Annotated in this window: 18 protein-coding genes; 10 read left to right on the top strand and 8 right to left on the bottom strand. The window is 73.5% G+C overall.

Going from position 1 to position 20,707, the window contains the following annotated elements; all coding sequences use genetic code 11:
• Positions 1-915: a factor-independent urate hydroxylase gene (gene pucL, locus KUM39_RS15195; protein WP_217786158.1), complete on the top strand. Its 915-nt coding sequence runs from the start codon at positions 1-3 to the stop codon at positions 913-915.
• A gap of 151 nt (positions 916-1,066) precedes the next feature.
• A complete protein-coding gene (locus KUM39_RS15190) occupies positions 1,067-2,446 on the top strand; it encodes an 8-oxoguanine deaminase (RefSeq protein ID WP_217786157.1) in 1,380 nt (459 codons plus the stop codon).
• A 237-nt stretch (positions 2,447-2,683) separates the two neighbouring features.
• Here KUM39_RS15190 and KUM39_RS15185 read toward each other — a convergent pair whose 3' ends face one another.
• From KUM39_RS15185 to KUM39_RS15170, 4 genes are all read right to left on the bottom strand, one after another.
• A complete protein-coding gene (locus KUM39_RS15185; RefSeq protein WP_217786156.1) occupies positions 2,684-3,328 on the bottom strand; it encodes a hypothetical protein in 645 nt (214 codons plus the stop codon).
• 225 nt (positions 3,329-3,553) lie between these two features.
• A complete protein-coding gene (locus tag KUM39_RS15180; RefSeq protein WP_217786155.1) occupies positions 3,554-4,375 on the bottom strand; it encodes a hypothetical protein in 822 nt (273 codons plus the stop codon).
• The gene (locus KUM39_RS15175) at positions 4,375-5,637 is read right to left on the bottom strand and encodes a VWA domain-containing protein (RefSeq protein WP_217786154.1); all 1,263 of its coding nucleotides are present in this window, start codon (positions 5,635-5,637) and stop codon (positions 4,375-4,377) included. Before KUM39_RS15175 ends, KUM39_RS15180 begins: the two co-directional genes overlap by 1 nt.
• Positions 5,638-5,646: 9 nt before the next feature.
• Positions 5,647-7,284 carry an IucA/IucC family protein gene (locus KUM39_RS15170; RefSeq protein ID WP_372455762.1) on the bottom strand — a complete coding sequence of 546 codons (1,638 nt, stop codon included), beginning with the start codon at positions 7,282-7,284 and terminating at the stop codon, positions 5,647-5,649.
• Between the two features lie 188 nt (positions 7,285-7,472).
• On the opposite strand from KUM39_RS15170, the gene KUM39_RS15165 reads away from it, so the two are divergent.
• From KUM39_RS15165 to KUM39_RS15150, 4 genes are all read left to right on the top strand, one after another.
• Positions 7,473-8,990, top strand: coding sequence for an IucA/IucC family protein (locus KUM39_RS15165; RefSeq protein ID WP_217786153.1), 1,518 nt, complete (start codon positions 7,473-7,475; stop codon positions 8,988-8,990).
• Positions 8,991-9,164: 174 nt separating this feature from the next.
• Positions 9,165-10,307, top strand: a complete 1,143-nt coding sequence (locus tag KUM39_RS15160) for an acyl-CoA dehydrogenase family protein (protein WP_308288139.1) — start codon at positions 9,165-9,167, stop codon at positions 10,305-10,307.
• Complete coding sequence (locus KUM39_RS15155; RefSeq protein ID WP_217786151.1) at positions 10,307-11,164, top strand: phosphate/phosphite/phosphonate ABC transporter substrate-binding protein; 858 nt, start codon at positions 10,307-10,309, stop codon at positions 11,162-11,164. The genes KUM39_RS15160 and KUM39_RS15155 overlap by 1 nt, the downstream gene beginning before the upstream one ends.
• Positions 11,161-12,417 (top strand): ferritin-like domain-containing protein, encoded by a 1,257-nt coding sequence (locus KUM39_RS15150; RefSeq protein WP_217786150.1) that lies wholly within the window; start codon positions 11,161-11,163, stop codon positions 12,415-12,417. Before KUM39_RS15155 ends, KUM39_RS15150 begins: the two co-directional genes overlap by 4 nt.
• 120 nt (positions 12,418-12,537) lie before the next feature.
• Here KUM39_RS15150 and KUM39_RS15145 read toward each other — a convergent pair whose 3' ends face one another.
• Positions 12,538-13,278: an SDR family NAD(P)-dependent oxidoreductase gene (locus KUM39_RS15145; protein ID WP_217786149.1), complete on the bottom strand. Its 741-nt coding sequence runs from the start codon at positions 13,276-13,278 to the stop codon at positions 12,538-12,540.
• A gap of 151 nt (positions 13,279-13,429) precedes the next feature.
• Between KUM39_RS15145 and KUM39_RS15140 the strand changes: the two genes are divergently transcribed.
• On the top strand, positions 13,430-14,062 hold the full coding sequence (locus KUM39_RS15140; protein WP_217786148.1) for a TetR/AcrR family transcriptional regulator: 633 nt from the start codon (positions 13,430-13,432) through the stop codon (positions 14,060-14,062).
• Positions 14,063-14,113: 51 nt separating this feature from the next.
• Positions 14,114-15,028, top strand: coding sequence for a HipA family kinase (locus KUM39_RS15135; protein ID WP_217786147.1), 915 nt, complete (start codon positions 14,114-14,116; stop codon positions 15,026-15,028).
• Positions 15,029-15,051: 23 nt separating this feature from the next.
• Here the strand turns inward: KUM39_RS15135 and aceB are convergent, their stop codons facing one another.
• Both aceB and KUM39_RS15125 read right to left on the bottom strand, forming a co-directional pair.
• Entirely contained in the window at positions 15,052-16,677 is a 1,626-nt protein-coding gene (aceB, locus tag KUM39_RS15130) for a malate synthase A (protein WP_217786146.1), read from the bottom strand.
• 224 nt (positions 16,678-16,901) lie between these two features.
• Positions 16,902-17,576, bottom strand: a complete 675-nt coding sequence (locus tag KUM39_RS15125) for a nucleotidyltransferase family protein (RefSeq protein WP_217786145.1) — start codon at positions 17,574-17,576, stop codon at positions 16,902-16,904.
• 158 nt (positions 17,577-17,734) lie between these two features.
• Here KUM39_RS15125 and KUM39_RS15120 point away from each other — a divergent pair, with 158 nt between their 5' ends.
• Positions 17,735-18,022 carry a DUF5955 family protein gene (locus KUM39_RS15120; RefSeq protein ID WP_217786196.1) on the top strand — a complete coding sequence of 96 codons (288 nt, stop codon included), beginning with the start codon at positions 17,735-17,737 and terminating at the stop codon, positions 18,020-18,022.
• Between the two features lie 116 nt (positions 18,023-18,138).
• Here KUM39_RS15120 and KUM39_RS15115 read toward each other — a convergent pair whose 3' ends face one another.
• Positions 18,139-18,930 (bottom strand): IclR family transcriptional regulator, encoded by a 792-nt coding sequence (locus tag KUM39_RS15115; protein WP_217786144.1) that lies wholly within the window; start codon positions 18,928-18,930, stop codon positions 18,139-18,141.
• 420 nt (positions 18,931-19,350) lie between these two features.
• On the opposite strand from KUM39_RS15115, the gene allB reads away from it, so the two are divergent.
• Positions 19,351-20,688, top strand: coding sequence for an allantoinase AllB (allB, locus tag KUM39_RS15110; RefSeq protein WP_217786143.1), 1,338 nt, complete (start codon positions 19,351-19,353; stop codon positions 20,686-20,688).
• Positions 20,689-20,707: the final 19 nt, after the last annotated feature.

The following is a 20,707-nucleotide window of genomic DNA, read 5'->3' as shown; positions in this document are numbered from 1 at the left end:
ATGCCCACCATCCTGGGACAGAACCAGTACGGCAAGGCGGAGAACCGGGTCGTCAGGATCACGCGGGACGGCGTCACCCACCACATCAAGGACCTCAACGTCTCCGTCAGCCTCAGCGGTGACATGGCGGACGTGCACTACTCCGGCTCCAACACCAACGTGCTGCCGACCGACACCACCAAGAACACGGTGTACGCGTTCGCCAAGGAGTACGGCATCGACTCCGCCGAACAGTTCGGCATCCACCTCGCCCGGCACTTCGTCACCTCCCAGGAGGCGATCCGTACCGCGCGCATCCGGATCGAGGAGTACGCCTGGGAGCGGATCGAGCCCGCCGGTCCCGGTGAGCCCCCCGGCGGCCCCCGGCACTCCTTCGTCCGCACCGGCCAGGAGACCCGGCTGACCCAGGTCTTCCACGACGGCGAACGCTGGGAGGTGATCTCCGGCCTCAAGGACCTCACCGTCATGAACTCCACCGACTCCGAGTTCTGGGGCTACGCCAAGGACAAGTACACGACGCTGAAGGAGACCCGCGACCGCGTCCTCGCCACCTCGGTCTCCGCGCGCTGGCGCTTCAACTGGACCGACGACGCCAGGGAGATGCCCGACTGGGAGACGTCGTACGCCGAGGTGAGGCGGCACCTGCTCCAAGCGTTCGTGGAGACCTACTCGCTCTCGCTCCAGCAGACGCTGTACCGGATGGGCGCGCGGATCATCGACGAGCGCGCGGAGGTGGACGAGGTCCGCTTCTCGCTCCCCAACAAGCACCACTTCCTGGTCGATCTGGAGCCGTTCGGGCTGAAGAACGACAACGAGGTCTACTTCGCCGCCGACCGCCCGTACGGCCTCATCGAGGCGACCGTGCTGCGCGACGGCTGCGAACCCGCCATCCCGGTGGACCTCAGCAACCTCTGACGGTACGTTCCCTGACGGATCGTCACCCGCATTGCCGTACACCCTCTTTCGGCACCCGTGACCGGGGAAACCATCCCCGGTCACGGCACTCGAACTCATCCGGGGCCCTGCCGTGCCTCACCCGAAGTCCGCGAAGCGAGAAGGACGCATCATGGCAGCAGCTCCGCGCACCGTCATCGAGAACTGCGCGATCGCCACCGTAGACGCCGACGGCACCGAGCACGCGACCGGCCATCTGGTCCTCGCCGGTCACCGCATCGAATCGGTCGGCGCCGGGCGGGCCCCCGAGGGCCTGGAGAACGTCGTGCGCCGCATCGACGCGACCGGGCACCTCGCCACCCCCGGCCTGGTCAACACCCATCACCACTTCTACCAGTGGATCACCCGAGGTCTGGCCACCGACCACAACCTCTTCGACTGGCTGGTGGCGCTCTACCCGACCTGGGCCCGTATCGACGAGCCGATGGTGTACGCGGCGGCCCAGGGGTCCCTGGCGATGATGGCGCGGGGCGGTGTCACCACCGCGATGGACCACCACTACGTCTTCCCGCGCGGCTCCGGCGACCTGTCCGGCGCGATCATCCGCGCCGCCCGTGAGACCGGCGTCCGCTTCACCCTCGCGCGCGGCTCGATGGACCGGGGCGAGTCGGACGGCGGACTGCCCCCGGACTTCGCCGTCGAGAGCCTGGACGGTGCGCTCGCCGCCACCGAGGAGACCGTACGCGCCCACCACGACCCCTCCTCCGACGCGATGACCCAGATCGCCGTCGCGCCCTGCTCCCCGTTCTCCGTCTCCACCGAACTGCTCAAGCAGGGCGCCGAGTTGGCGCGTCGGCTCGGCGTACGGCTGCACACCCACGGGTCGGAGACCGTGGAGGAGGAGAAGTTCTGCCACGAGCTGTTCGGCAGGGGGCCGACCGACTACTTCGAGTCCACCGGCTGGCTCGGCGCGGACGTGTGGATGGCGCACTGCGTCCACATGAACGACTCCGACATCGCCGCGTTCGCCCGCACCGGGACCGGCGTCGCGCACTGCCCGTCGTCCAACGCCCGCCTCGCCGCCGGTATCGCGCGCGTCCCCGACATGCTCGCCGCCGGGGTGCCGGTCGGCCTCGGCGTGGACGGCACCGCCTCCAACGAGTCCGGCGAACTCCACACCGAACTGCGCAACGCCCTCCTCGTCAACCGGCTCGGCCCGCACCGGGAACGCGCGCTGAACGCCCGGCAGGCCCTGCGGCTCGCCACGCACGGCGGGGCACGCGTCCTCGGCCGGGCCGACGACACCGGCTCGCTGGAGGCCGGGAAACTCGCCGACCTGGTGCTGTGGCGGATGGACACCCTCGCCCACGCCTCCATCGCCGACCCGGTGGCCGCGCTGGTCCTCGGTGCTCCGGCCCCGGTCACCGCGTCCTTCGTGCATGGACGGCAGATCGTCGAGGACGGACGGCTGCTCACCGTGGACGAGGACGCCATCGCCCGCGCCACCCGCGACCAGGCGCGCCGCCTCGCGCACATCGCCACCGGCGGCTGAGCCCGCCCGGCGGACTCCGGCGGGGAGAGACGGCTCGCTGCCGGTGGGCCGCGGACCCGAGCGGGGGCCGCGGCGGCGGTTCCGGGGCGCGCTCCACACACGCCCCGGAACGGCCACCTCCGTCCGCGAACGGCCCGCCCGGGGACACACTCCGTCCCCCGGGCCGCCGAGCCACGTTCCCTCCCGCGTACGGGACGTACCGCACACCGAGTGCGACCCCGGTTCGCGCCCCCTCCCTCACGCCCGGCGCGGGGAGGCCAGCAGGTGCCGGACACGCGACCGAGGCTCCGTGTACTCCCCGGCCTGCCAGCCCGCGCGCTCCAACGTGGCCGCGCAGGCGCCGAGTGTCTCCGCGTCCGGGGCGTACACGGCGACCGCCTCGGGCTGCGCGGTCGTCCGTACCCGGTAGCCGTCGGTGCCGTCCGGCCCGGCCGGGTGGTGTCCTGCGGCCTCCAGCGCCAGTGCGGCGGCCCGCACCAGATGCGTACGCTCCCAGCCGCACGGCCGGTCGATGGCGCCCCCCTGATTCGTCATCCGCCGCAGCTCCACCAGCCCCTGCCAGGCACCCCGCACCTCCCGCAGCCGCGCCGGACCGGCCGCCGGAGCCGCCTCCTCACCGCCGATCCGCGCGGCGAAGACGTCGGAGGCCGGGACCGGAGCGGGCGCCGGTGCCGGGGGCGCCGCGTCCGCCTCGGGCGCCTCGCGCAACCGGTGTCCGGCGGGCGTCAGGAAGTGATCGTGCGGCGGTCTCGGATGCCGGAACGCCAGCCCCCGCTTCACCAGCGCCGCGCACTGCGCCGGGGTCCCGCTCCGCAGCCGCCCGCTGACCGGGTCGGCCCCCTCCACCACCCGCCGCTGAGCAGCGGTCAGAGCGCCGGTCACAGCACCTCCGCCTCCCTCCGCGCACCCTTGCCCTCGGTGGGTCCGCTGTTCCCCGTGGGTCTGCCGGACGGGCGGCCCACCTTCGAAGAGTAGGGGCCGGGTCCGACAACCGGGTCACACGACCGGGTTTCCTGCCCGCCCTCCGCAGGAGCCCCCGCCCCGCACACGGAAACGGGCGGACCCCTTCGAGTCCGCCCGCCCGTTGTCGCTCCGTGTACCGCGCCGCTATACCCCCGGCGGCACCCGCGAGGGCCGCCCCGCGCCGCGCGTCAGCGCGTAGCCGCCGATGCCCGCGAGGGCTGCCAGCAGGCCGCCGACGGCTGTCCAGACCCAGCGGTCGGACCACCAGCCGGAGGACCAGCCGTCGTCGGGTTCGATGGCGGAGAGGACGGCGGACCTGGCGCCGCCGGAGTCCGAGGCCGTGTCGTCCGACCCGGAGGACCGCCGCGTGGCGATGCCCGGCACCAGCGGCTTGCCGAGTGAGCCGTCCACGGCGGCCGGGCCGCCCACGTCCTTGGAGCCGACCCGCACCTCGGTGCGAACGGGAAGGCCGAGGTCGGCGGGGGGCAGGTCCACCACGGTCAGCCGGACGTAATAGGTGCCCGGCAGCGGGTCGTTGGCCCACGGCTCGGACCAGCCGCGCACCGTGCGCAGCACGCAGGTCAGGGCGACCGATGAGGTGTCCTGCCCGGCCGCGCGGGTGGCGGCGCCGTACTGGCACGCCTGGCGGCGGCGCAGACCGTCGTACACGTCGAGCTGCCAGGTCTGCGCGCCGTGCGCCCGAGGCAGCCGTACCGTCGCCTCGACGGTCGGGCGCTGACCGGTGTCCGCCGGGAACGACCAGTACAGGTAGTCACCGGTGGAGCCGGACGCGGTGGCCCGCTGGCCCTGGTCCAGTTCGGTCGCGGTGCGGAACGACGTACCCGCCCGGGTCGGCGCCTTGGTGTCCCCGGAGGCGCCCGGTGACGGTGTGGAGTCGGCGGCGGCCGGTGCGGCGGCCAGCCCGATCAGCAGCAGAGCAGCGCCCAATGTCCGTACGGTACGCATCAGTTGGTCCTCCAGACCGCGACCCGCCAGCGGGAGAGCCAGCCCCAGATCAGACCGGCGAGGAAGCCGGCCAGTACCAGTACGCCGAGCAGCCACCAGCCGCGTCCGAGGCCGAACGAGGCCACGTCGGACGCCTGGTGGGTGCCGCTGACCACGTCCACGGTCAGTTCCAGCGGCAGACCGGGCGTGGTCTTCACGCCGGGCGCGGCCGAGAAGGAGTCGGTCACCTGGAGACAGACCGTCTCGGCGGGGGCGTTGTCGTCGTCGCTCTCCGGGCGGGGGTAGCGCAGCCCGGTGGAGGCCACGTCGGTGCGGCCGGTGCCGGACGACTCGCCGCGCACGATCTCGCGGCCGTGCGTGGTCACCGCACGCAGCAGCACACCGTAGTTGGGGGTCACCGCGCGGTCGTCGGCGACGCTCACCGAGGCGCGCAGCTCGCGGCCCGCCGGGACGTCCACCTTGTACCAGCGCTCACGGCCGAGGTCCACGCGGTCCGTGTAGAGGCCGGACTTCAGCGCGGGCGCGTCGGCGCACCCGGCCGTGCCCCGCGCCGCCACCGGTGTCACCACGGGATCGGCGGCCCGGTCCACCAACTGGCCGACGCGATCGGACAGTTCCTCCTTGTGCTGGACGGAGGTGTACGTCCCGCCGGTCGCGTCCGCGATGCAGCTGAGCTGGTCGCGGGTCTTGGCGTCGGGCACCAGGCCGAGCGTGTCGATGGTCAGCCCGATGCCCTTGGCGGCTATCTCGCGGGCGACCTCGCACGGGTCGAGCGGCTGGCAGGTGTCCTCGCCGTCGCTGATCAGGACGATACGGCGGGTGCCGTCACCGCCGCCCAGGTCGGCCGCCGCCTTCTGGATCGCCGGGCCGATGGGCGTCCAGCCGGTGGGCTGGAGCGTGGCGACCGCCGTCTTCGCCCCCGTCCGGTCGAGCGGCCCGACCGGGTAGAGCTGCTCGGTGTCCTGGCAGCCCGTACGCCGGTCGTCGCCACGGTAGTTGGCGCCCAGAGTGCGGATACCGAGCTGGACCTCCTCCGGGGTGGCGTCGAGCACCTCGTTGAACGCCTGCTTCGCCGCCGCCATCCGGGTGCCGCCGTCGATGTCGCGGGTGCGCATGGAACCGCTGACGTCCAGGACGAGTTCGACCTTCGGAGCGGGCTGCGCCGTCTCGTCGGCCGCCGCCGGGACGGGAGCCGCGAGACCGGCCGTCAGGGCGGCGAGCAGAGCGAGGACGCCCGCCGCCGTCCGTTGTCTTCTGATCATCGGCGGATCTTATTGATCACACGCGCCGGGCTCCAAAACGAGCGGGTTGGGCAGCGTGGCCCACTGGTCGCCTGGGGTGTCCGGGGACAGCCTCATCAGCGTCAACGCCTTGACGGGCAGCGGTCCTCGGCACAGTGCGTCGAGGTCCGCCGTGTCCGGCAGCGCGGGCAGCGCGGCCTTCAGCGCCGTACCGAGGGCGGCGCCGGAGCCCGCCGTCGCGGCGAGCGCGCCCCCGATCAGCGAGCCGAACAGCTTGGCGCGCAGGGCGGGTTCGTCGTCCGTGATCAGCCGTCCGGTCAGCGGCGGCGGGGTGATGCCGTGCCCGGCCAGCCGGGCGGGGGAGATCCGGATGTCCGCGAGGTCCCGATAGACCAGCCGCAGCGGGGAGTTGTCCGGACCGAGCACCACCAGCAGGTTCTGCCCGTGCGCCTCCAGTGCCACCCCGAGATCCAGTAGACCCAGTCCCACGGTGAGGGCGAGCCGGGTGAACTCGGCCATCCAGTACGGGGACTGGGACAGAGCGGTGCCGGACAGCGCCGCCACCGGCAGCACCCGCTCGCCCGGACCCGTGTACTCCTCCGGGGACTCCCGCAGCAGCGCCGCCAGGTCGGCCGAGTGGTCGCACACCGCGCCCGTGGTCCGGGTGGTGTGCAGCAACCCGCCCGTCCGGTCCGCCAGTTCGGCGGCGAAGTCGGACAGCACGGCGGACGCCCGCACCGAGTAGGGCGAGATGTCCCGCACCGAGGAGGTGAGCCGGGCACTGAGCGCGGTCTTCACATGCGGCCCGCCCGGCAGTGCCAGGGTGCGCAGCGACATCAGGGGATGCGCCGCCCGCCACGGCACGGCCCGCCGCCCCAGCACATGGTCGGCCTGCCAGGGATGCACGGGCACCAACAGCCGCTCACTGGAACGGAGTTCGTCCGGCCAGCTCCCCGACATCAGGCACGCCGACTCGGCCACCTCCACCAGGCCCAGCCCCACCACCGGCCGGTGCTCCGGGCCGTAGGCGAGCTGGTCCGCGACCGAGAAACCCGGCCGGGAACGGCAGTTGGGGTGATACGGGTGACCGTCCACCACCCGCTGCTCCCACTCCCAGTCCCGGTCCGGCCACTTGTCGGCACCGGAGGCATCGCCCGAAGCGCCACCCGTGACACCCGGCGAAACGCCACCCGTGACACCCGGCGAAACGTCACCCGTGACACCCGGCGAAGCACCTCTCGTCACGCCCCCCACCCCGGAAGCGCCCCCCGCCCCCGCCCTGGACAGCGCCAACGAGGCGGCACTGTCCGCGAGTTCCGCCGAGAACCCCGCCGCGTGCGGCACCCCCAGCTCCGTCATCAGCCGCGCCGCGTCCTCGTACCGCTCCCGGTCCAGCCGTACCGAGGTGACGTACGCGGCGGTCGCGTACGGGTCGGCGTGCGGGCCGTGGAGGGTCCGGCCGTCGGCCAGACGCAGCGCGAGCGCGTACGTGCCGCGCGTCCGGGCGGTGATCCACGGCAGCGGCTCGTGGGCCAGCGCCCGCCACAGCCGGGTCAGCACCGCCGCCCGCGCACCCGGCAGCTCCGCCCGCCAGCGCGGCAGCAGACCGGGCCGCACGGCGGCCAGCTCGGCGGCCATCATTTCCTCGGCGGCGGTGGAGTGGTTCAAGATCGGCTCCTCGGGAACGGACTGCTCGGGGCACGATGGACAGGACGACACACATACGACAGACACACGGGACGACAGACATACTGATCGCTTGGGGCGCTCCGGCGTACCTCCGCCGCGTCGCCGGAGAGCCGTCGGACCAGCTCCGGCCCCGGACGACGCACCACCCGCCCCGGACCAGGAACGAAATGGAACGCGTGGACCTCAAGCCTCCCGCCGACGCGGTCGGACAGCGCGCCGACGCGTACGCCGCCGCCCCCCTGCTGAACTGCCTGCTGCGGGAGGTCGCCACCCCCGTGCCCGGCGCGGACGGGAACACGTACCGGCTGCCCGGTACCGGCCGTCTGCTGCGGGTCCGCCCCGGCAGGCGGCCCGCGGACCCGGAGGTGCACGCCGACGGCGCCTGGCACCGCCTCGGCCACTCCGAGCTGGTCAAACTGGTCGCGGAGGAGCTGCGGCGGCACACCGGCCACTCCAACGACGACCTGCCCGCCGAGATGCTCGACAGCCGGGAGGTGGTCGCCGCGCTGCTCACCGCCCGCGAACACGCCACCCCGCCCGAGGACCCGTATCTGCGCTCCGAGCAGTCCCTGATCACCGGGCACCCGCAGCACCCGGCGCCCAAGGCGCGCGGTGGCGGACCGGCGGCGGCCTGGCTGCCGTACGCGCCGGAGGCGTACGCCCGATTCCCGCTGACGCTGCTCGGGGTGCGCGCCGACGAGGCCGTGGAGGAGGGCGACACCCGCGCCCTGGACGCGCTCGGCACCGCCCCGCCCGGCTACCTGCCGCTGCCCGCCCACCCCTGGCAGCTCGCCCTGCTCGGCCCGGCCCTGGACGCCGCGTTCGCGGACGGCCGCCTGGTCCGGCTCGGCACCACCGGCTTCGACACCTGGCCGACGGCCGCCGTGCGCACGGTGTACGAACCCCGGCGCGACCTGTTCCTGAAGTTCAGCCTGGACGTGCGGATCACCAACGACATCCGGCGTCTGTGGCGGCACGACCTGCTCCGGTTGCGCCGCAATGACACGGCCGCGCGCGACGCGTTCGCCGCCGTCGGGCGTGCGCCGGGCGCCGGGCCGTCCGCCGCCTGGCTGGGCGATCTCGGCTACCGCACCGCCCGGTTCGCCTTCGAGGAGCTCGCCGTACTGGTCCGGGGCGGACTGCGCGGCCAGCTCTCGCCGGGCGCCACCCCGCTGCTCGCGGCCGGGCTCGCGGAGGGCTTCGACGGCAGCCCGCTCGCCGTGACCACCGACCCGGGCGCCTGGTGGACGGCGTATCTGCGGCAGGTCGTCCCGTCCGCGCTGGCGGTGTTCGACCGGCACGGGGTCGTCGTGGAGGCGCATCTGCAGAACACGCTGGTCGCCGTGGACGCCACCGGGACACCGGTGCGGGCGCTGTTCCGGGACGCGGAGGGCGTCAAGGTGCTGCCCGAGGTGAGCCGGGAGGCGGGCTGGGAACGCCTGGTCTACTGCCTGGTCGTCAATCACCTCGGGGAGATCGCCGCCGCTCTCGCGGAGGCCCATCCCGGCTTCGACCCCTGGCCCGCCGCCCGCCGCGAACTCGCCCGGCACCCGCTGCCCGAGATCCCGGCCCTGCTCGCCGCCCCCACCCTGCCCGGCAAGACGAACCTGCTGCTGCGCTGGACCGGCGCGGACGGCGCCGCCGCCCGCTACCTGCCGCTGCCGAACCCGCTGGCCGGGAGCTGAGCGTCCGGCCGACGCCCGCCGGACCGGGCACCCCACCCATTCGCCTGATCATCACTCCTTTGCCGCAGGGGCGCGTGCTCCGTCCACAGGTTCCCGGCAACTGCTTCACTGTCGGCCGAAAGGTGTCATCCTTAAATCAATCCCAATGCAAGGGGCGAAATCGTGCGGACGACTGTGGCGGACTCTCCGACCCTCCTGGACAACGGTTTCGACGCCGTGGTGGACGAAGTCGTACGGCCGATGGCGGACGGGGTGGACCGCGACGGCCGCTTCCCCCGCGAGGGCGTCCGCGCGCTCGGCGAGGTCGGTCTGCTCGGCCTGCTGAGCAGCGCGGAGGTCGGCGGCGCCGGAGCCGGGCTGCGCGAGGCCGCGCAGGTCATCGAACGGCTCGCCGGTACCTGCGGCTCGACCGCGATGGTCCTGCTCATGCACTACTCCGCCGTCACCGTGCTGGACCGGCACGCCTCCGACGACGTACGGCGCGAGATCGCCGCCGGTCACCATCTGAGCACCCTGGCCTTCTCCGAGCGCGGCTCGCGCAGCCACTTCTGGGCGCCGGTCGGCACCGCGCGTCCCGGCGGCGCGGACGGCGTCCTGCTGGACGCGCAGAAGTCCTGGGTCACCTCGGCGGGCGAGGCCGACAGCTACGTCTGGTCCAGCAAGCCGCTGGCCGCCGACGGCCCGATGTCCCTGTGGCTGGTGCCCGGCGGCAGCACCGGCCTCGAAGTGCGCGGCGCCTACGACGGGTTCGGGCTGCGCGGCAACGCCTCCAGCCCCATGTCCGCGCAGGGCGTCGAGATCTCCGCCGACGCGCTGCTCGGCGCCGACGGGCAGGGCCTGGCCACCGCCCTGGAGATCGTGCTGCCCTGTTTCCTCGTGCTGAGCGGCGCCTTCTCGCTCGGTGTCACCGAGGCGCTGCTCGACCGGGCCGCCACCCACCTGCGCGAGACCCGCCTTGAGCACCTGGACCAGACGCTGGCCCAACAGCCCCTGGCCCGCAACCAGTTCGCCGCGCTGCGGCTGCGCGCCGACGCGCTGCGCGCCACCCTGGAGGCCACCTTCGCCGCGATGGAGAGCGGCCGTCCCGAGGCCACCCTGCGCGTGCTCCAGATCAAGGCGCTCGCCGCCGAGACCGCCGCCGAGGTCGCGGACGGCGTCATGCGGCTGTGCGGCGGTGCCGCGTTCCGCCGCGAGACGGGCGTGGAGCGCCGCTTCCGCGACGCGCTCGCCGCCCGCGTGATGGCCCCCACCACCGAGGCCCTGCACGACTTCTGCGGCCGTGCCCAGCTCGGCCTGCCGCTCTTCGAGGAGGCGTGATGCGGGAGGAGATCCTGCTCGGGGCCGTCGCCTACGACCCCAAGGTCGTCACCATCTGGACCGGCTTCCGCGCCTGGCTGCGCGACCAGGGCCTGCCCTTCGACTACGTCCTCTACGCCCACTACGAGCGGCAGGCCGAGGATCTGGCCGCCGGGCGGATCGACGCCGCCTGGCACTCCCCGCTGGCCTGGCTGCGCACCCGCCGCCTGGCCTCGGCGGCCGGGGTGGAGACCCGTCCCCTGGTCATGCGGGACACCGACCGCGACCTGACCTCCGTGATCGTGGTCCGCTCCGACAGCGCCGTCCACACGCCCGCCGACCTCAAGGGCCGCACCATCGCGGTCGGCGCGGTGGACTCCCCGCAGTCCACCCTGATCCCGCTGCGCCATCTGGCCGCCCTCGGGCTGACCCCCGGCACCGACTTCGAGGTGCTCCGCCACGACACCGGGGTCGGCCTGCACGGCGACCACATCGGCGGCGAACGGGACGCGGCCCGCGCCCTGATGGCGGGCGCCGCCGACGCCGCCTGCATGATCGACACCAACCACCTGCTCTTCGGCCAGGAGGGCACCCTGCCGCCCGGCGGGACCCGGCTGCTCGCCCGCACCGACCCGTTCGACCACTGCGTCCTCGCCGCGGGACCGTCCCTCGACGCGGACCGCGCCGGGCGCCTCACCGAGCTGCTGCTCTCCATGTCGTACGAGGACCCCGTCGTGCGGCGGCTGCTCGACCTGGAGGGGCTCACCCAGTGGCTGCCCGGCCGGGAGACCGGCTTCGGGCAGCTCACCGAGGCCGTGGACATGACCGGTTTCTACGACGGCGACGGCCGGGTCACGGCAGACGGCTACCTGCCATGACCACCGTCGGCCCCCCGGCACCCGGCACCACCCGGCTCGACCTCGGCACGCTGGGCTTCGAGCAGGGCGCGCATCTGCTCCTGGCCCGCGCGCTGCGGGGGACACCGAGGGGCGCCGCTGTCGAGGTGGCCGGTACCGACCCCGCCCTGCTGCCCCACCTGACCGCCTGGTGCCGCCACGAGGGACACGAGGTGCGGGCCGCCGGTACCGGGAGCCGGGACGCGGGGCGCGGGGCGGACACCGGTGGCGCGCCGGTCGTGGCGTACGTACGGCCGGGCGCCCTCGCGGACGCCCGGCTGAGCGGCGCGGCGCGGGCCGGGGGACCGGAACCGGAGCGGATGGCCGAGCGGGCGCCGCTGCACTGGGGGCTCGCGGCGCGCGGGGCGCTGGTGGAGGCGGGCGGGCCCGATGTCCCGTTCGCGGTGGTGGACCGGGACGTGGCCTGGACCGACCTCGCGCCCCGGCTGTACCGGCAGGCGACCGCCGGGCAGTGGGACCCGTACACCGCCGTGGACTGGGACGAGCCGTTCACGCTGCCCGACGAGATCGAGGCGGCCGTCGTCCAGGTCATGACCTACCTGGTGGAGAACGAGCAGGCCGCGCTGGTCGTGCCGGGGCGGCTGCTGGTCCAGGTCCACCCGCACTTCCGCGAGGTGCTGCAACTCCTCGCCGTCCAGGCCGCCGACGAGGCCCGGCACGTGGAGGTCTTCACCCGGCGGGCCCTGCTGACCGGCGGCGGGATGGGCACCTCCTCGGCGGGCGGCCGGGCCTCCCTGGCCACGCTGCTCACCGAACCCGACTTCTCCATCGCCTCTTTCCTGCTCTCCGTGCTCGGCGAGGGCAGCTTCCTCAACCTGCTGTCCTTCCTGGAACGGCACGCCCCCGACCCGGTCACCCGGCGTATCAGCCACCTGGTCCGCCAGGACGAGGCCCGGCACGTGGCGTTCGGCGTCGGCCACCTTGAACACCGCGCGGGCGTCGATCCCCGGCTGCACGGGCGGCTCCGCGCGGCGGTCGAGCGACGGCACGACGCGTTGATCGGCACCGCCGGACTGAACCGGGACGTCTTCGACTCCCTGGTCCTGCTCGCCGCCGGTTCCTGGGCACCCGAGGACATCCGGCGCGGCTGGCAGGCCGTCGCCCGCCTCCAGACCGACATGGACGACGGCCGCCGCCACCGCCTCTCCCGCCTGGGCTTCCCGGACGACGAGGCGGCGGAACTGTCGGCGTTGCATACGAGGAACTTCATGTGACACCGTCCCCGCCGGGTTTCTCCGCGCGGGCCGCCCACGCCGGGCCGCCCACGCCGGGCCGCCCACCGGTCGGACGACGCCCGCCGTCAGCCACGGCGCGGAAGCCTGGCGGAGCCCGGGTCACCTCGTGACGAGCGGGGTCAGCGATTCGGGGTGGAAGGACTCCACCTGGTCACGGCGCACGTACATGTCCCAGTACCGGTCGGCCAGTTCGTCAGGGTCCACGAACGGGAACAGCGGTCCGTCCGCCGGTTCATTGGCCGCGCGTACCCGCTCCGCCTCGCCCATCTCGCTGCGGGCGATGGAGGAGGCGATGGTCAGGGTGCCGGCGTACACGCCCGTCGGGGCCAGCTCCTCGTTGAGGGAGAAGAGGTAGTTCCGGGCCGCCGCCATCACCGGGCCGGGGCCGCTCAGCTGGGGGAAGGGATGGGCGGCCGAGTAGCCCTGGGTCAGCAGGAAGGCGCCGTCGCCACGCCCGACCCACTCCGGGAGCACGGCCCGGACCACCTCGACCGGCGTGAGCAGCAGCAGCGGGAGCAGATCGGACAGCCGGGCCGAGTCCAGCTCGGCCGCCGGAACCAGGCGCAGATCACCTCCGATGGGCCCGTACTCGACCACGTCGATCCGCCCGAAGCGGTCCCTGATCGCCTGGACGAGCGCCGGAATCTCGGAAGGTTGGGACAGGTCGGCGGGGAAGACGTCCGCTTCCACACCCTCCTCGGCGAGTTCCTTGGCGAGGGTGACCAGGCGGTCCCTGCGCCGAGCCACGAGTGCGACCCGGAACCCTTCCCGGCCGAAGCGCCGGGCCACGGCCGCGCCGAGCCCGCTACCCGCGCCGAAGACGGCGATCACTTGGGACATGGTGCTGCTCCCTGTCGTTCGTCCAATTACTTGACCCGATGGTCAGTTTCCTGAGCCGACCGTACCAGTTAAGTTGACCAGTGTGTCAATATCAGTCCTGGGCGGGGTGCGACCATGTTGTTCGAGCAGCCGCGACAACAGGAGGGACCGGATGAGGGCCGACGCCCGGCGTAACACGGAGAAACTGCGGGCGGCAGCCGCCGGCCTCTTCCGGACGCGCGGACTCCAGGTGTCGTTGAAGGAGATCGCACGCCAGGCGGGCGTGAGCCACGGCACCCTCTACAACCTCTTCGGCAGCCGGGAGGAGCTCATCGACGAGGTAGTGGCAGACATGGCGGCGAAATGCCTCGACGACGTCGCCGATCGCGCCCTGGCGCACTCGGACAGCTGGGCCGGATTCACCTACTACGTGGAGACGATCTGCGAACTCCAGGCCGGTGACCGTGCGCTCGCTGACGTCGTCGGCGGGCGCTATCCCCGCGCCGAGCGACTGATGGCCGTCTGCCGTCGCGCGCAGGACGCCGCGGAGCGGGTCATCGGACGGGCACGGGCGGACGGCGTCCTCCGGCCGGACTTCACTCGCGAGGACCTGCTCTTCGCCTTCGCCACGAACGCTCTGCTCGCCGGTGCGGCGGCGGACGTCGCGCCCGACGCCTGGCGCCGCGGTGTCGCCTTCCTGCTCGACGGTCTGCGCGCCCAGGCCGCCCGTACGCCGCTCGGCGCGGATCCGATGACGCCGCAGCAGATGCACGAGGTCATGGCCAGGCTCGCCGACGGCGTCTGACACGTCGCGCCGGTCCCGGCCCCCTGGCCGCCTGACGACTTACGGAGAACCATGTTGAGAACGGTCACCGCCACCCGCTATGTCGAGCCGCTGCGCTCGGGCGGTTCCGTGCCCGCTGTCGTGGAGGCCGACGATCTCGGGACGTACGTCGTTAAGTTCACCGGGTCGGCGCAGGGGCGCAAGGCGCTGGTGGCCGAGGTGGTGGTGGGGGAGCTGGCGCGGGCGCTCGGGCTGCGGTTCCCGGAGCTGGTGCTGGTCCGCTTCGATCCGGCGGTGGCCGACGACGAACCGCACCAGGAGGTCCGGGACCTGCACGCCGCGAGCGCGGGGATCAACCTGGGCATGGACTATCTGCCGGGTGCCCGCGACTTCACCCCCGAGGTGGCCCGGACCTTTCCCGTGGACCCGCTGGAGGCGGGCCGGATCGTCTGGTTCGACGCGCTGACCGCCAACGTGGACCGGACGGTGCACAGTTCGAACCTGATGGTGTGGCCGACGCTCGGCACCGTGCCGCCCCGGCTGTGGCTCATCGACCACGGCGCGGCCCTCGTCTTCCACCACCGCTGGGACACCGCCGACCCCACCCGCGCCTACGACTTCCGGCACCACGCGCTCGGCCAGTACGGCCCCGATGTGCGGGCCGCCGACGCCGAGTTGGCGCCCCGCGTGACCGGGGAGCTGCTGCGGTCGGTGCTCGCCGAGGTGCCGGACGCCTGGCTGGCCGGGGACGACCGGTTCGCCGCACCCGACGACGCCCGCGCCGCCTACGCGGGCCATCTCCTCGCCCGCGCCGGGCAGTCGGAGCGCTGGCTGCCCGGCGACTTCCCCGGCCGCGAGGAGCTGGCCGCCGAGGAGGCCGCCCGCTCCGAGCGCACCCGGCGCGGCCGTCCGGCCTGGCTGCGGCACGTGCCCGACCTGCACGGCAAGCCGCCCGCCGAACAGGACTGGTCGGCCCACCTGGGCTGAAACCGCTCCGGAAGAAGTGGAGTTCAGCCCTTCAGGCGCTCGTACGCCGGGAGGGTGAGGAAATCGGCGTAGTCCTCGTCCAGCGCCACCTGGAGCAGCAGGTCGTGGGCCTGCCGCCAGTTGCCGGCGGCGAACGCCTCCTCGCCCAACTCCTCTCGGATGGCGTCCAGTTCGGCGGCGGCCACCTCGCGGGCCAGGTCCGGTGTGGCCTTCTCGCCGTTCTCGAACTCGACGCCCGCGTTGATCCACTGCCAGATCTGCGAGCGGGAGATCTCGGCCGTAGCCGCGTCCTCCATGAGGTTGAAGATGGCGACCGCACCGAGCCCGCGCAGCCATGCCTCGATGTAACGGATGCCGACCTGCACGGCGTTGACCAGGCCGGGGTAGGTGGGCCGCGCGTGCAGGGAGTCCACGGCGATCAGCTCGGCGGCCGCCACGTGGATGTCCTCGCGCAGCCGGTCCTTCTGGTGCGGCCGGTCCCCGAGGACCCGGTCGAAGGACTCCAGGGCGATCGGCACCAGATCGGGGTGCGCCACCCAGGAGCCGTCGAAGCCGTCGCCCGCCTCGCGGTCCTTGTCGGCGCGGACCTTCTCGAACGCCACCCTGTTCACCTCGGCGTCCCGGCGCGAGGGGATGAACGCGGCCATGCCCCCGATCGCGTGCGCGCCCCGCTTGTGGCAGGTGCGGACGAGGAGTTCGGTGTACGCCCGCATGAACGGCGCCGTCATCGTGACCGCGTTGCGGTCCGGCAGCACGAACCTGGGTCCGCCGTCCCGGAAGTTCTTCACGATGGAGAACAGATAGTCCCAGCGGCCCGCGTTCAACCCCGAGGCGTGGTCGCGGAGTTCGTAGAGGATCTCGTCCATCTCGTACGCGGCCGTGATCGTCTCGATGAGGACGGTGGCCCGGATCGTGCCCCGCGGGATGCCGAGGTGGTCCTGCGCGAAGACGAACACCTCGTTCCACAGCCGGGCTTCGAGGTGGGACTCGGTCTTCGGCAGGTAGAAGTAGGGGCCCTTGCCCGACTCCAGCAGGCGGCGGGCGTTGTGGAAGAAGTACAGCCCGAAGTCCACCAGCGCGCCGGGCACCTGGACCCCGTCGGCGTCGGTGAGGTGGCGCTCGTTCAGGTGCCAGCCGCGCGGGCGGGTGACGACCGTGGCCAGCTCCGCGTCGGGACGCAGCGCGTACGACTTGCCGGAGGCGGGGTCGGTGAAGTCGATGGCGCGGCGGTGGGCGTCGATCAGGTTGAGCTGGCCGGTGATCACGTTCTCCCAGGTGGGCGCGGAGGCGTCCTCGAAGTCCGCGAGCCACACCTTCGCGCCGGAGTTGAGCGCGTTGATCGTCATCCTGCGGTCGGTCGGGCCGGTGATCTCCACCCGCCGGTCCTCCAGCGCGGGCGGCGCGGGCGCCACCCGCCAGGAGTCGTCCGCCCGGATCGCGGCTGTCTCCGGCAGGAAGTCCAGGGTCGAGGTGCGGGCGATCTCCGCCCGGCGCTCGGCGCGGCGGACGAGGAGTTCGTCGCGGCGCGGGGTGAACCGGTGGTGCAGCTCCGCGAGGAAGGCGAGCGCCGCCTCGGTCAGGACCTCCTCCTGCCGGGGCAGCGGCTCGGCAGCGACGATGGCCAGCGGGGACGGCGCTGGTGCGGACATGAGCGGTCACTTCCTTCAGCGGTGGCACCGGGTGCCGGACCGCGGTGAGGGGGGATCGGCCCCGTTTGTGCCGCCCGGCGCTTCTGACTGGTGGATAGTAGTTTCCTCATCGTGGAACTTCAATGGTTTGTTGATGCCGGGGCGCTTCGGGTCGGGAACGGTGCCGCGGGGTGCCACCCGCGGCACCCGGGGGTCCGGGCAGGTGCTTCACCCGCCCGGCGGGCTCACTCCAGCCGTTCCAGATCCGCCTCGGTGTCGATGTCGTACGGCTCCGCCACGTCCGCGCACTCCACCAGCGTGAGCGCCCCCGCGTGCTCCCGCAGATACGCCCGCGCCCCCCGGTCGCCGGTCGCGGAAGCCGCGATCCCGGCCCAGTGGTCCGACCCGAACAGCACCGGATGGCCGCGCTCACCGGCGTAGGCGGCCGACACCAGCGAGGACGCACCCGTGTACGCGGCGCACACCCGAGACAGCGCGTCGGCGCCGATGCCCGGCTGATCGACCAGGCTCACCAGCGCCGCCCGCGCCCCCGTACCGGCCAGCGAGGCCAGCCCGGCGCGCAGCGAGGAGCCCATGCCGTCGGCCCAGCCGGGGTTCCCGACCAGGACGCAGCCGTCCAGCCGCGCCCGCCCGCGCACCTCCTCCGCGCCCGCGCCCAGCACCACGTGCACCGTGCCGCACCCGGCCGCCCACAGCGCCCCGGCCGCCCGCTCCACCAGCAACCGCCCCCGGTGCTCCAACAGCGCCTTCGGACGCCCCCCGAGCCGCCGCCCGCCCCCGGCGGCGAGCAGCAGCCCCGCGACCTCGGGACGCCGCGCCGCCGCGCCGGGCCGCTCCCGCCGCCCCTCGTGCTCCGTGCGCCGGCCCCGCTCTTCGTACTGGTCCCGCTCGTCCGTCATGCCGTCCTGCCTACCCGGTACGGGCCCCGCCCGTCCGCCTCCGAGGGGCTGAATTTCGGCAGGCCCCGTAGCGCGGCCGGACGCCGTGGCGTTTACTGGCCCGCGCACGACGCCGTGCCTGGGGAGGGCTTGAGTTGCGGAGCGTGGACCAGCGGCCGTTGGCCGACAGCGGGGAGGACCCGCGTGTGACCGGACTGCGGACCGCCGTGTCCAGGCTGCGACGTGAACTGGCCGCCATACCGGCCGAGTTCCCCGACCGGGCGACAGCCGAGGACGAACTCGCCGCTCTCGCCGCCATGACAACGACCGGCACCCTCGAAACCCCGCGCCTGCGTGCCTCGTTGCTCCGCGTCACCGCTGCCCTCGGCTCGGTCAGCGCACTGGCCCCCGGCCTGCGGGACGTGCGCGGCGCGGTGGACCTGTTCGGCGTACCGCCGGGGGTGTAGCGGGGCGGGTGCGGGGTCGGTCGGCGCGCCGACGCGTCGTACCTCGTACGCCGATCCGCCGCCGTACGCCGATCTGTCGCCGTACGCCGATCCGCCGTCGCGCCGAACCGGCCGAATCAGGCTCCCGTGCTCGCGAGTGCCCGGGACAGTTCTGCCGCGATGCCCCGCAGGGCCGGGACGATCTTCTCCGTCGCCGCGTCCGTGACGCGCCCGGCCGGGCCGGAGATGGAGATGGCGGCGGCGGTGGGGGAGTCGGGGACGGAGACGGCGAGGCAACGGACGCCGATCTCCTGCTCGTTGTCGTCCACGGCGTACCCGGCGCGGCGTACCTCCGCGAGGGCGGCGAGGAAGCCGTCCGGGGTGGTGATGGTCTTCTCGGTGGCGGCGGGCATCCCGGTCCGGGCCAGCAGGGCGCGGACCTCGTCGTCCGGAACGGTGGCGAGCAGCGCCTTGCCGACGCCGGTGGAGTGCGGCAGCACCCGGCGCCCGACCTCGGTGAACATCCGCATCGAGTGCTTGGAGGGCACCTGCGCCACGTAGACGATCTCGTCGCCGTCCAGCAGGGCCATGTTCGCGGTCTCGCCGGTCTCCTCCACCAGCCGGGCCAGATACGGCCGCGCCCAGGTGCCGAGCAGCCGGGCGGAGGACTCCCCGAGCCGGATCAGGCGCGGGCCGAGCGCGTACCGCCGGTTCGGCTGCTGGCGTACGTAACCGCAGGCCACCAGGGTGCGCATCAGCCGGTGGATGGTGGGCAGCGGAAGCCCGCTGGTCGCGGACAGCTCGCTCAGCCCGACCTCGCCGCCCGCGTCCGCCATCCGCTCCAGCAGATCGAAGGCGCGCTCCAGGGACTGGACCCCACCGGCGGCGGGCTTGGCGGGGTCGTTGGCGCTGGCGCTGGAGGTCGGCACGCGCGTTCCTTTCGGGGCTGGCGGGGAGGGCAGCAGCCTACCCGGCGGCCGCAGGGCACCCCCGGGCCGGAAGTGCGCACGGAGGACGCGAATCCGCAGGCGGTGCGGGGTCCGGTTCGGCGGGTTCCGACCCACCGCTTCGCTTCGTTCCGCTCCGGGCCGCTCGGGTTTCCCTTCGGTCCGCTCCGGTCCGGCCGTGTGCGGTGCGGCCAGGAAGCCCACGTTTCGTTCTGCTTGCCGGAATGTTAATTCCGCTTTGCGGAAGCGTCCAGACCCGCGCACACCCCGCGCCACCCCCGAGTGCGCCCCTTGACGCGGGGAGGGCGGGAGTGAAGACTCCTTCAACAGAACGTTGAAGTCCGTTACGTGGATGTACATCCCGTTTCCCGGACAGGAAACGGCCGACGAGAGGTGCCCCCGGTGACCGACGCCGAACTGGTGCTGCGCTCGACCCGCGTCCTCACCCCCGAGGGCACGCGGGCCGCCTCGGTCGCGGTCGCCGGGGGCCGGATCACCGCCGTACTGCCGCACGACGCGGAGGTCCCGGCGGGCGCGCGCCTTGAGGACGTGGGAGACCGGGTGCTGATGCCCGGCCTGGTGGACACCCATGTGCACGTCAACGACCCCGGCCGCGCCGAGTGGGAGGGGTTCTGGACCGCGACCCGCGCGGCGGCGGCCGGGGGCATTACCACGCTCGTGGACATGCCCCTCAACTCCCTGCCGCCCACCACGACCGTCGAGCATCTGCGGATCAAGCAGGAGACCGCCCGCCCCAAGGCCCACATCGACGTCGGCTTCTGGGGTGGCGCACTGCCCGACAACACCAAGGAGCTGCGGCCGCTGCACGACGCCGGGGTGTTCGGCTTCAAGGCGTTCCTCTCGCCGTCCGGCGTGGACGAGTTCCCGCCGCTCGACCAAGCCCAACTCGCCTGCGCACTGGGGGAGATCGCCGGATTCGGCGGCCTGCTGATCGCACACGCCGAGGACCCGCGCCACCTGGACGCCGCCCCGCGACAGGGCGGCCCGCGCTACGCCGACTTCCTCGCCTCCCGGCCGCGGGGCGCCGAGGACACCGCCATCGCCCAACTGATCGAGCAGGCACGGCGGTTCGATGCCCGCGTGCACATCCTGCACCTGTCCTCCAGCGACGCCCTCCCGCTGATCGCCGCCGCCCGCGCGGACGGGGTGCGGCTCACCGTGGAGACCTGCCCGCACTACCTCACCCTCACGGCGGAGGAAGTCCCGGACGGGGCAAGCGAGTTCAAGTGCTGTCCGCCCATCCGGGAGGCCGCCAACCAGGACCTGCTCTGGCGGGCGCTCGCCGACGGGGTGATCGACTGCGTCGTCACCGACCACTCGCCCTCCACCGCCGACCTCAAGACCCGTGATTTCGCCACCGCCTGGGGCGGCATCTCCGGCCTCCAGCTCAGTCTGTCCGCCGTCTGGACCGAGGCCCGGCGGCGCGGGCACGACCTGGCGGACGTGGTCGGCTGGATGTCCGCCCGGACCGCCGCCCTCGCCGGACTGCCGGCCAAGGGCGCCATCGAGGCGGGTCGTGACGCCGACTTCGCCGTCCTCGCCCCCGAGGAGACCTTCACCGTCGATCCGGCCGGGCTCCAGCACCGCAACCGCGTCACCGCGTACGCCGGGAAGACGCTGTACGGCGTGGTGAAGTCCACCTGGCTGCGCGGTCAACGCATCTACGCGGACGGCGAGTTCACCGACCCGAAGGGAACCCTGCTCGAACGCCCGAGGTAGGCGGATGGGGCTGCGCGGA

It is taken from the genome of Streptomyces corallincola (genome assembly GCF_019104725.1).
GTDB classification, from domain to species: Bacteria; Actinomycetota; Actinomycetes; order Streptomycetales; family Streptomycetaceae; genus Streptomyces; species Streptomyces corallincola.
The sequence above is the reverse complement of the archived record's forward strand: the minus strand, read 5'-3'. Positions and strand labels throughout refer to the sequence as shown.

Excerpts from the sequence above, each read along its gene's own strand:
- pucL (WP_217786158.1), top strand. The coding sequence starts at position 1 with ATGCCCACCATCCTGGGACAGAACCAGTACGGCAAGGCGGAGAACCGG.
- KUM39_RS15190 (WP_217786157.1), top strand. The coding sequence starts at position 1,067 with ATGGCAGCAGCTCCGCGCACCGTCATCGAGAACTGCGCGATCGCCACC.
- KUM39_RS15180 (WP_217786155.1), bottom strand. The coding sequence starts at position 4,375 with ATGCGTACCGTACGGACATTGGGCGCTGCTCTGCTGCTGATCGGGCTG.
- KUM39_RS15175 (WP_217786154.1), bottom strand. The coding sequence starts at position 5,637 with ATGATCAGAAGACAACGGACGGCGGCGGGCGTCCTCGCTCTGCTCGCC.
- KUM39_RS15165 (WP_217786153.1), top strand. The coding sequence starts at position 7,473 with ATGGAACGCGTGGACCTCAAGCCTCCCGCCGACGCGGTCGGACAGCGC.
- KUM39_RS15155 (WP_217786151.1), top strand. The coding sequence starts at position 10,307 with ATGCGGGAGGAGATCCTGCTCGGGGCCGTCGCCTACGACCCCAAGGTC.
- KUM39_RS15150 (WP_217786150.1), top strand. The coding sequence starts at position 11,161 with ATGACCACCGTCGGCCCCCCGGCACCCGGCACCACCCGGCTCGACCTC.
- KUM39_RS15145 (WP_217786149.1), bottom strand. The coding sequence starts at position 13,278 with ATGTCCCAAGTGATCGCCGTCTTCGGCGCGGGTAGCGGGCTCGGCGCG.
- KUM39_RS15140 (WP_217786148.1), top strand. The coding sequence starts at position 13,430 with ATGAGGGCCGACGCCCGGCGTAACACGGAGAAACTGCGGGCGGCAGCC.
- KUM39_RS15135 (WP_217786147.1), top strand. The coding sequence starts at position 14,114 with ATGTTGAGAACGGTCACCGCCACCCGCTATGTCGAGCCGCTGCGCTCG.
- aceB (WP_217786146.1), bottom strand. The coding sequence starts at position 16,677 with ATGTCCGCACCAGCGCCGTCCCCGCTGGCCATCGTCGCTGCCGAGCCG.
- KUM39_RS15125 (WP_217786145.1), bottom strand. The coding sequence starts at position 17,576 with ATGACGGACGAGCGGGACCAGTACGAAGAGCGGGGCCGGCGCACGGAG.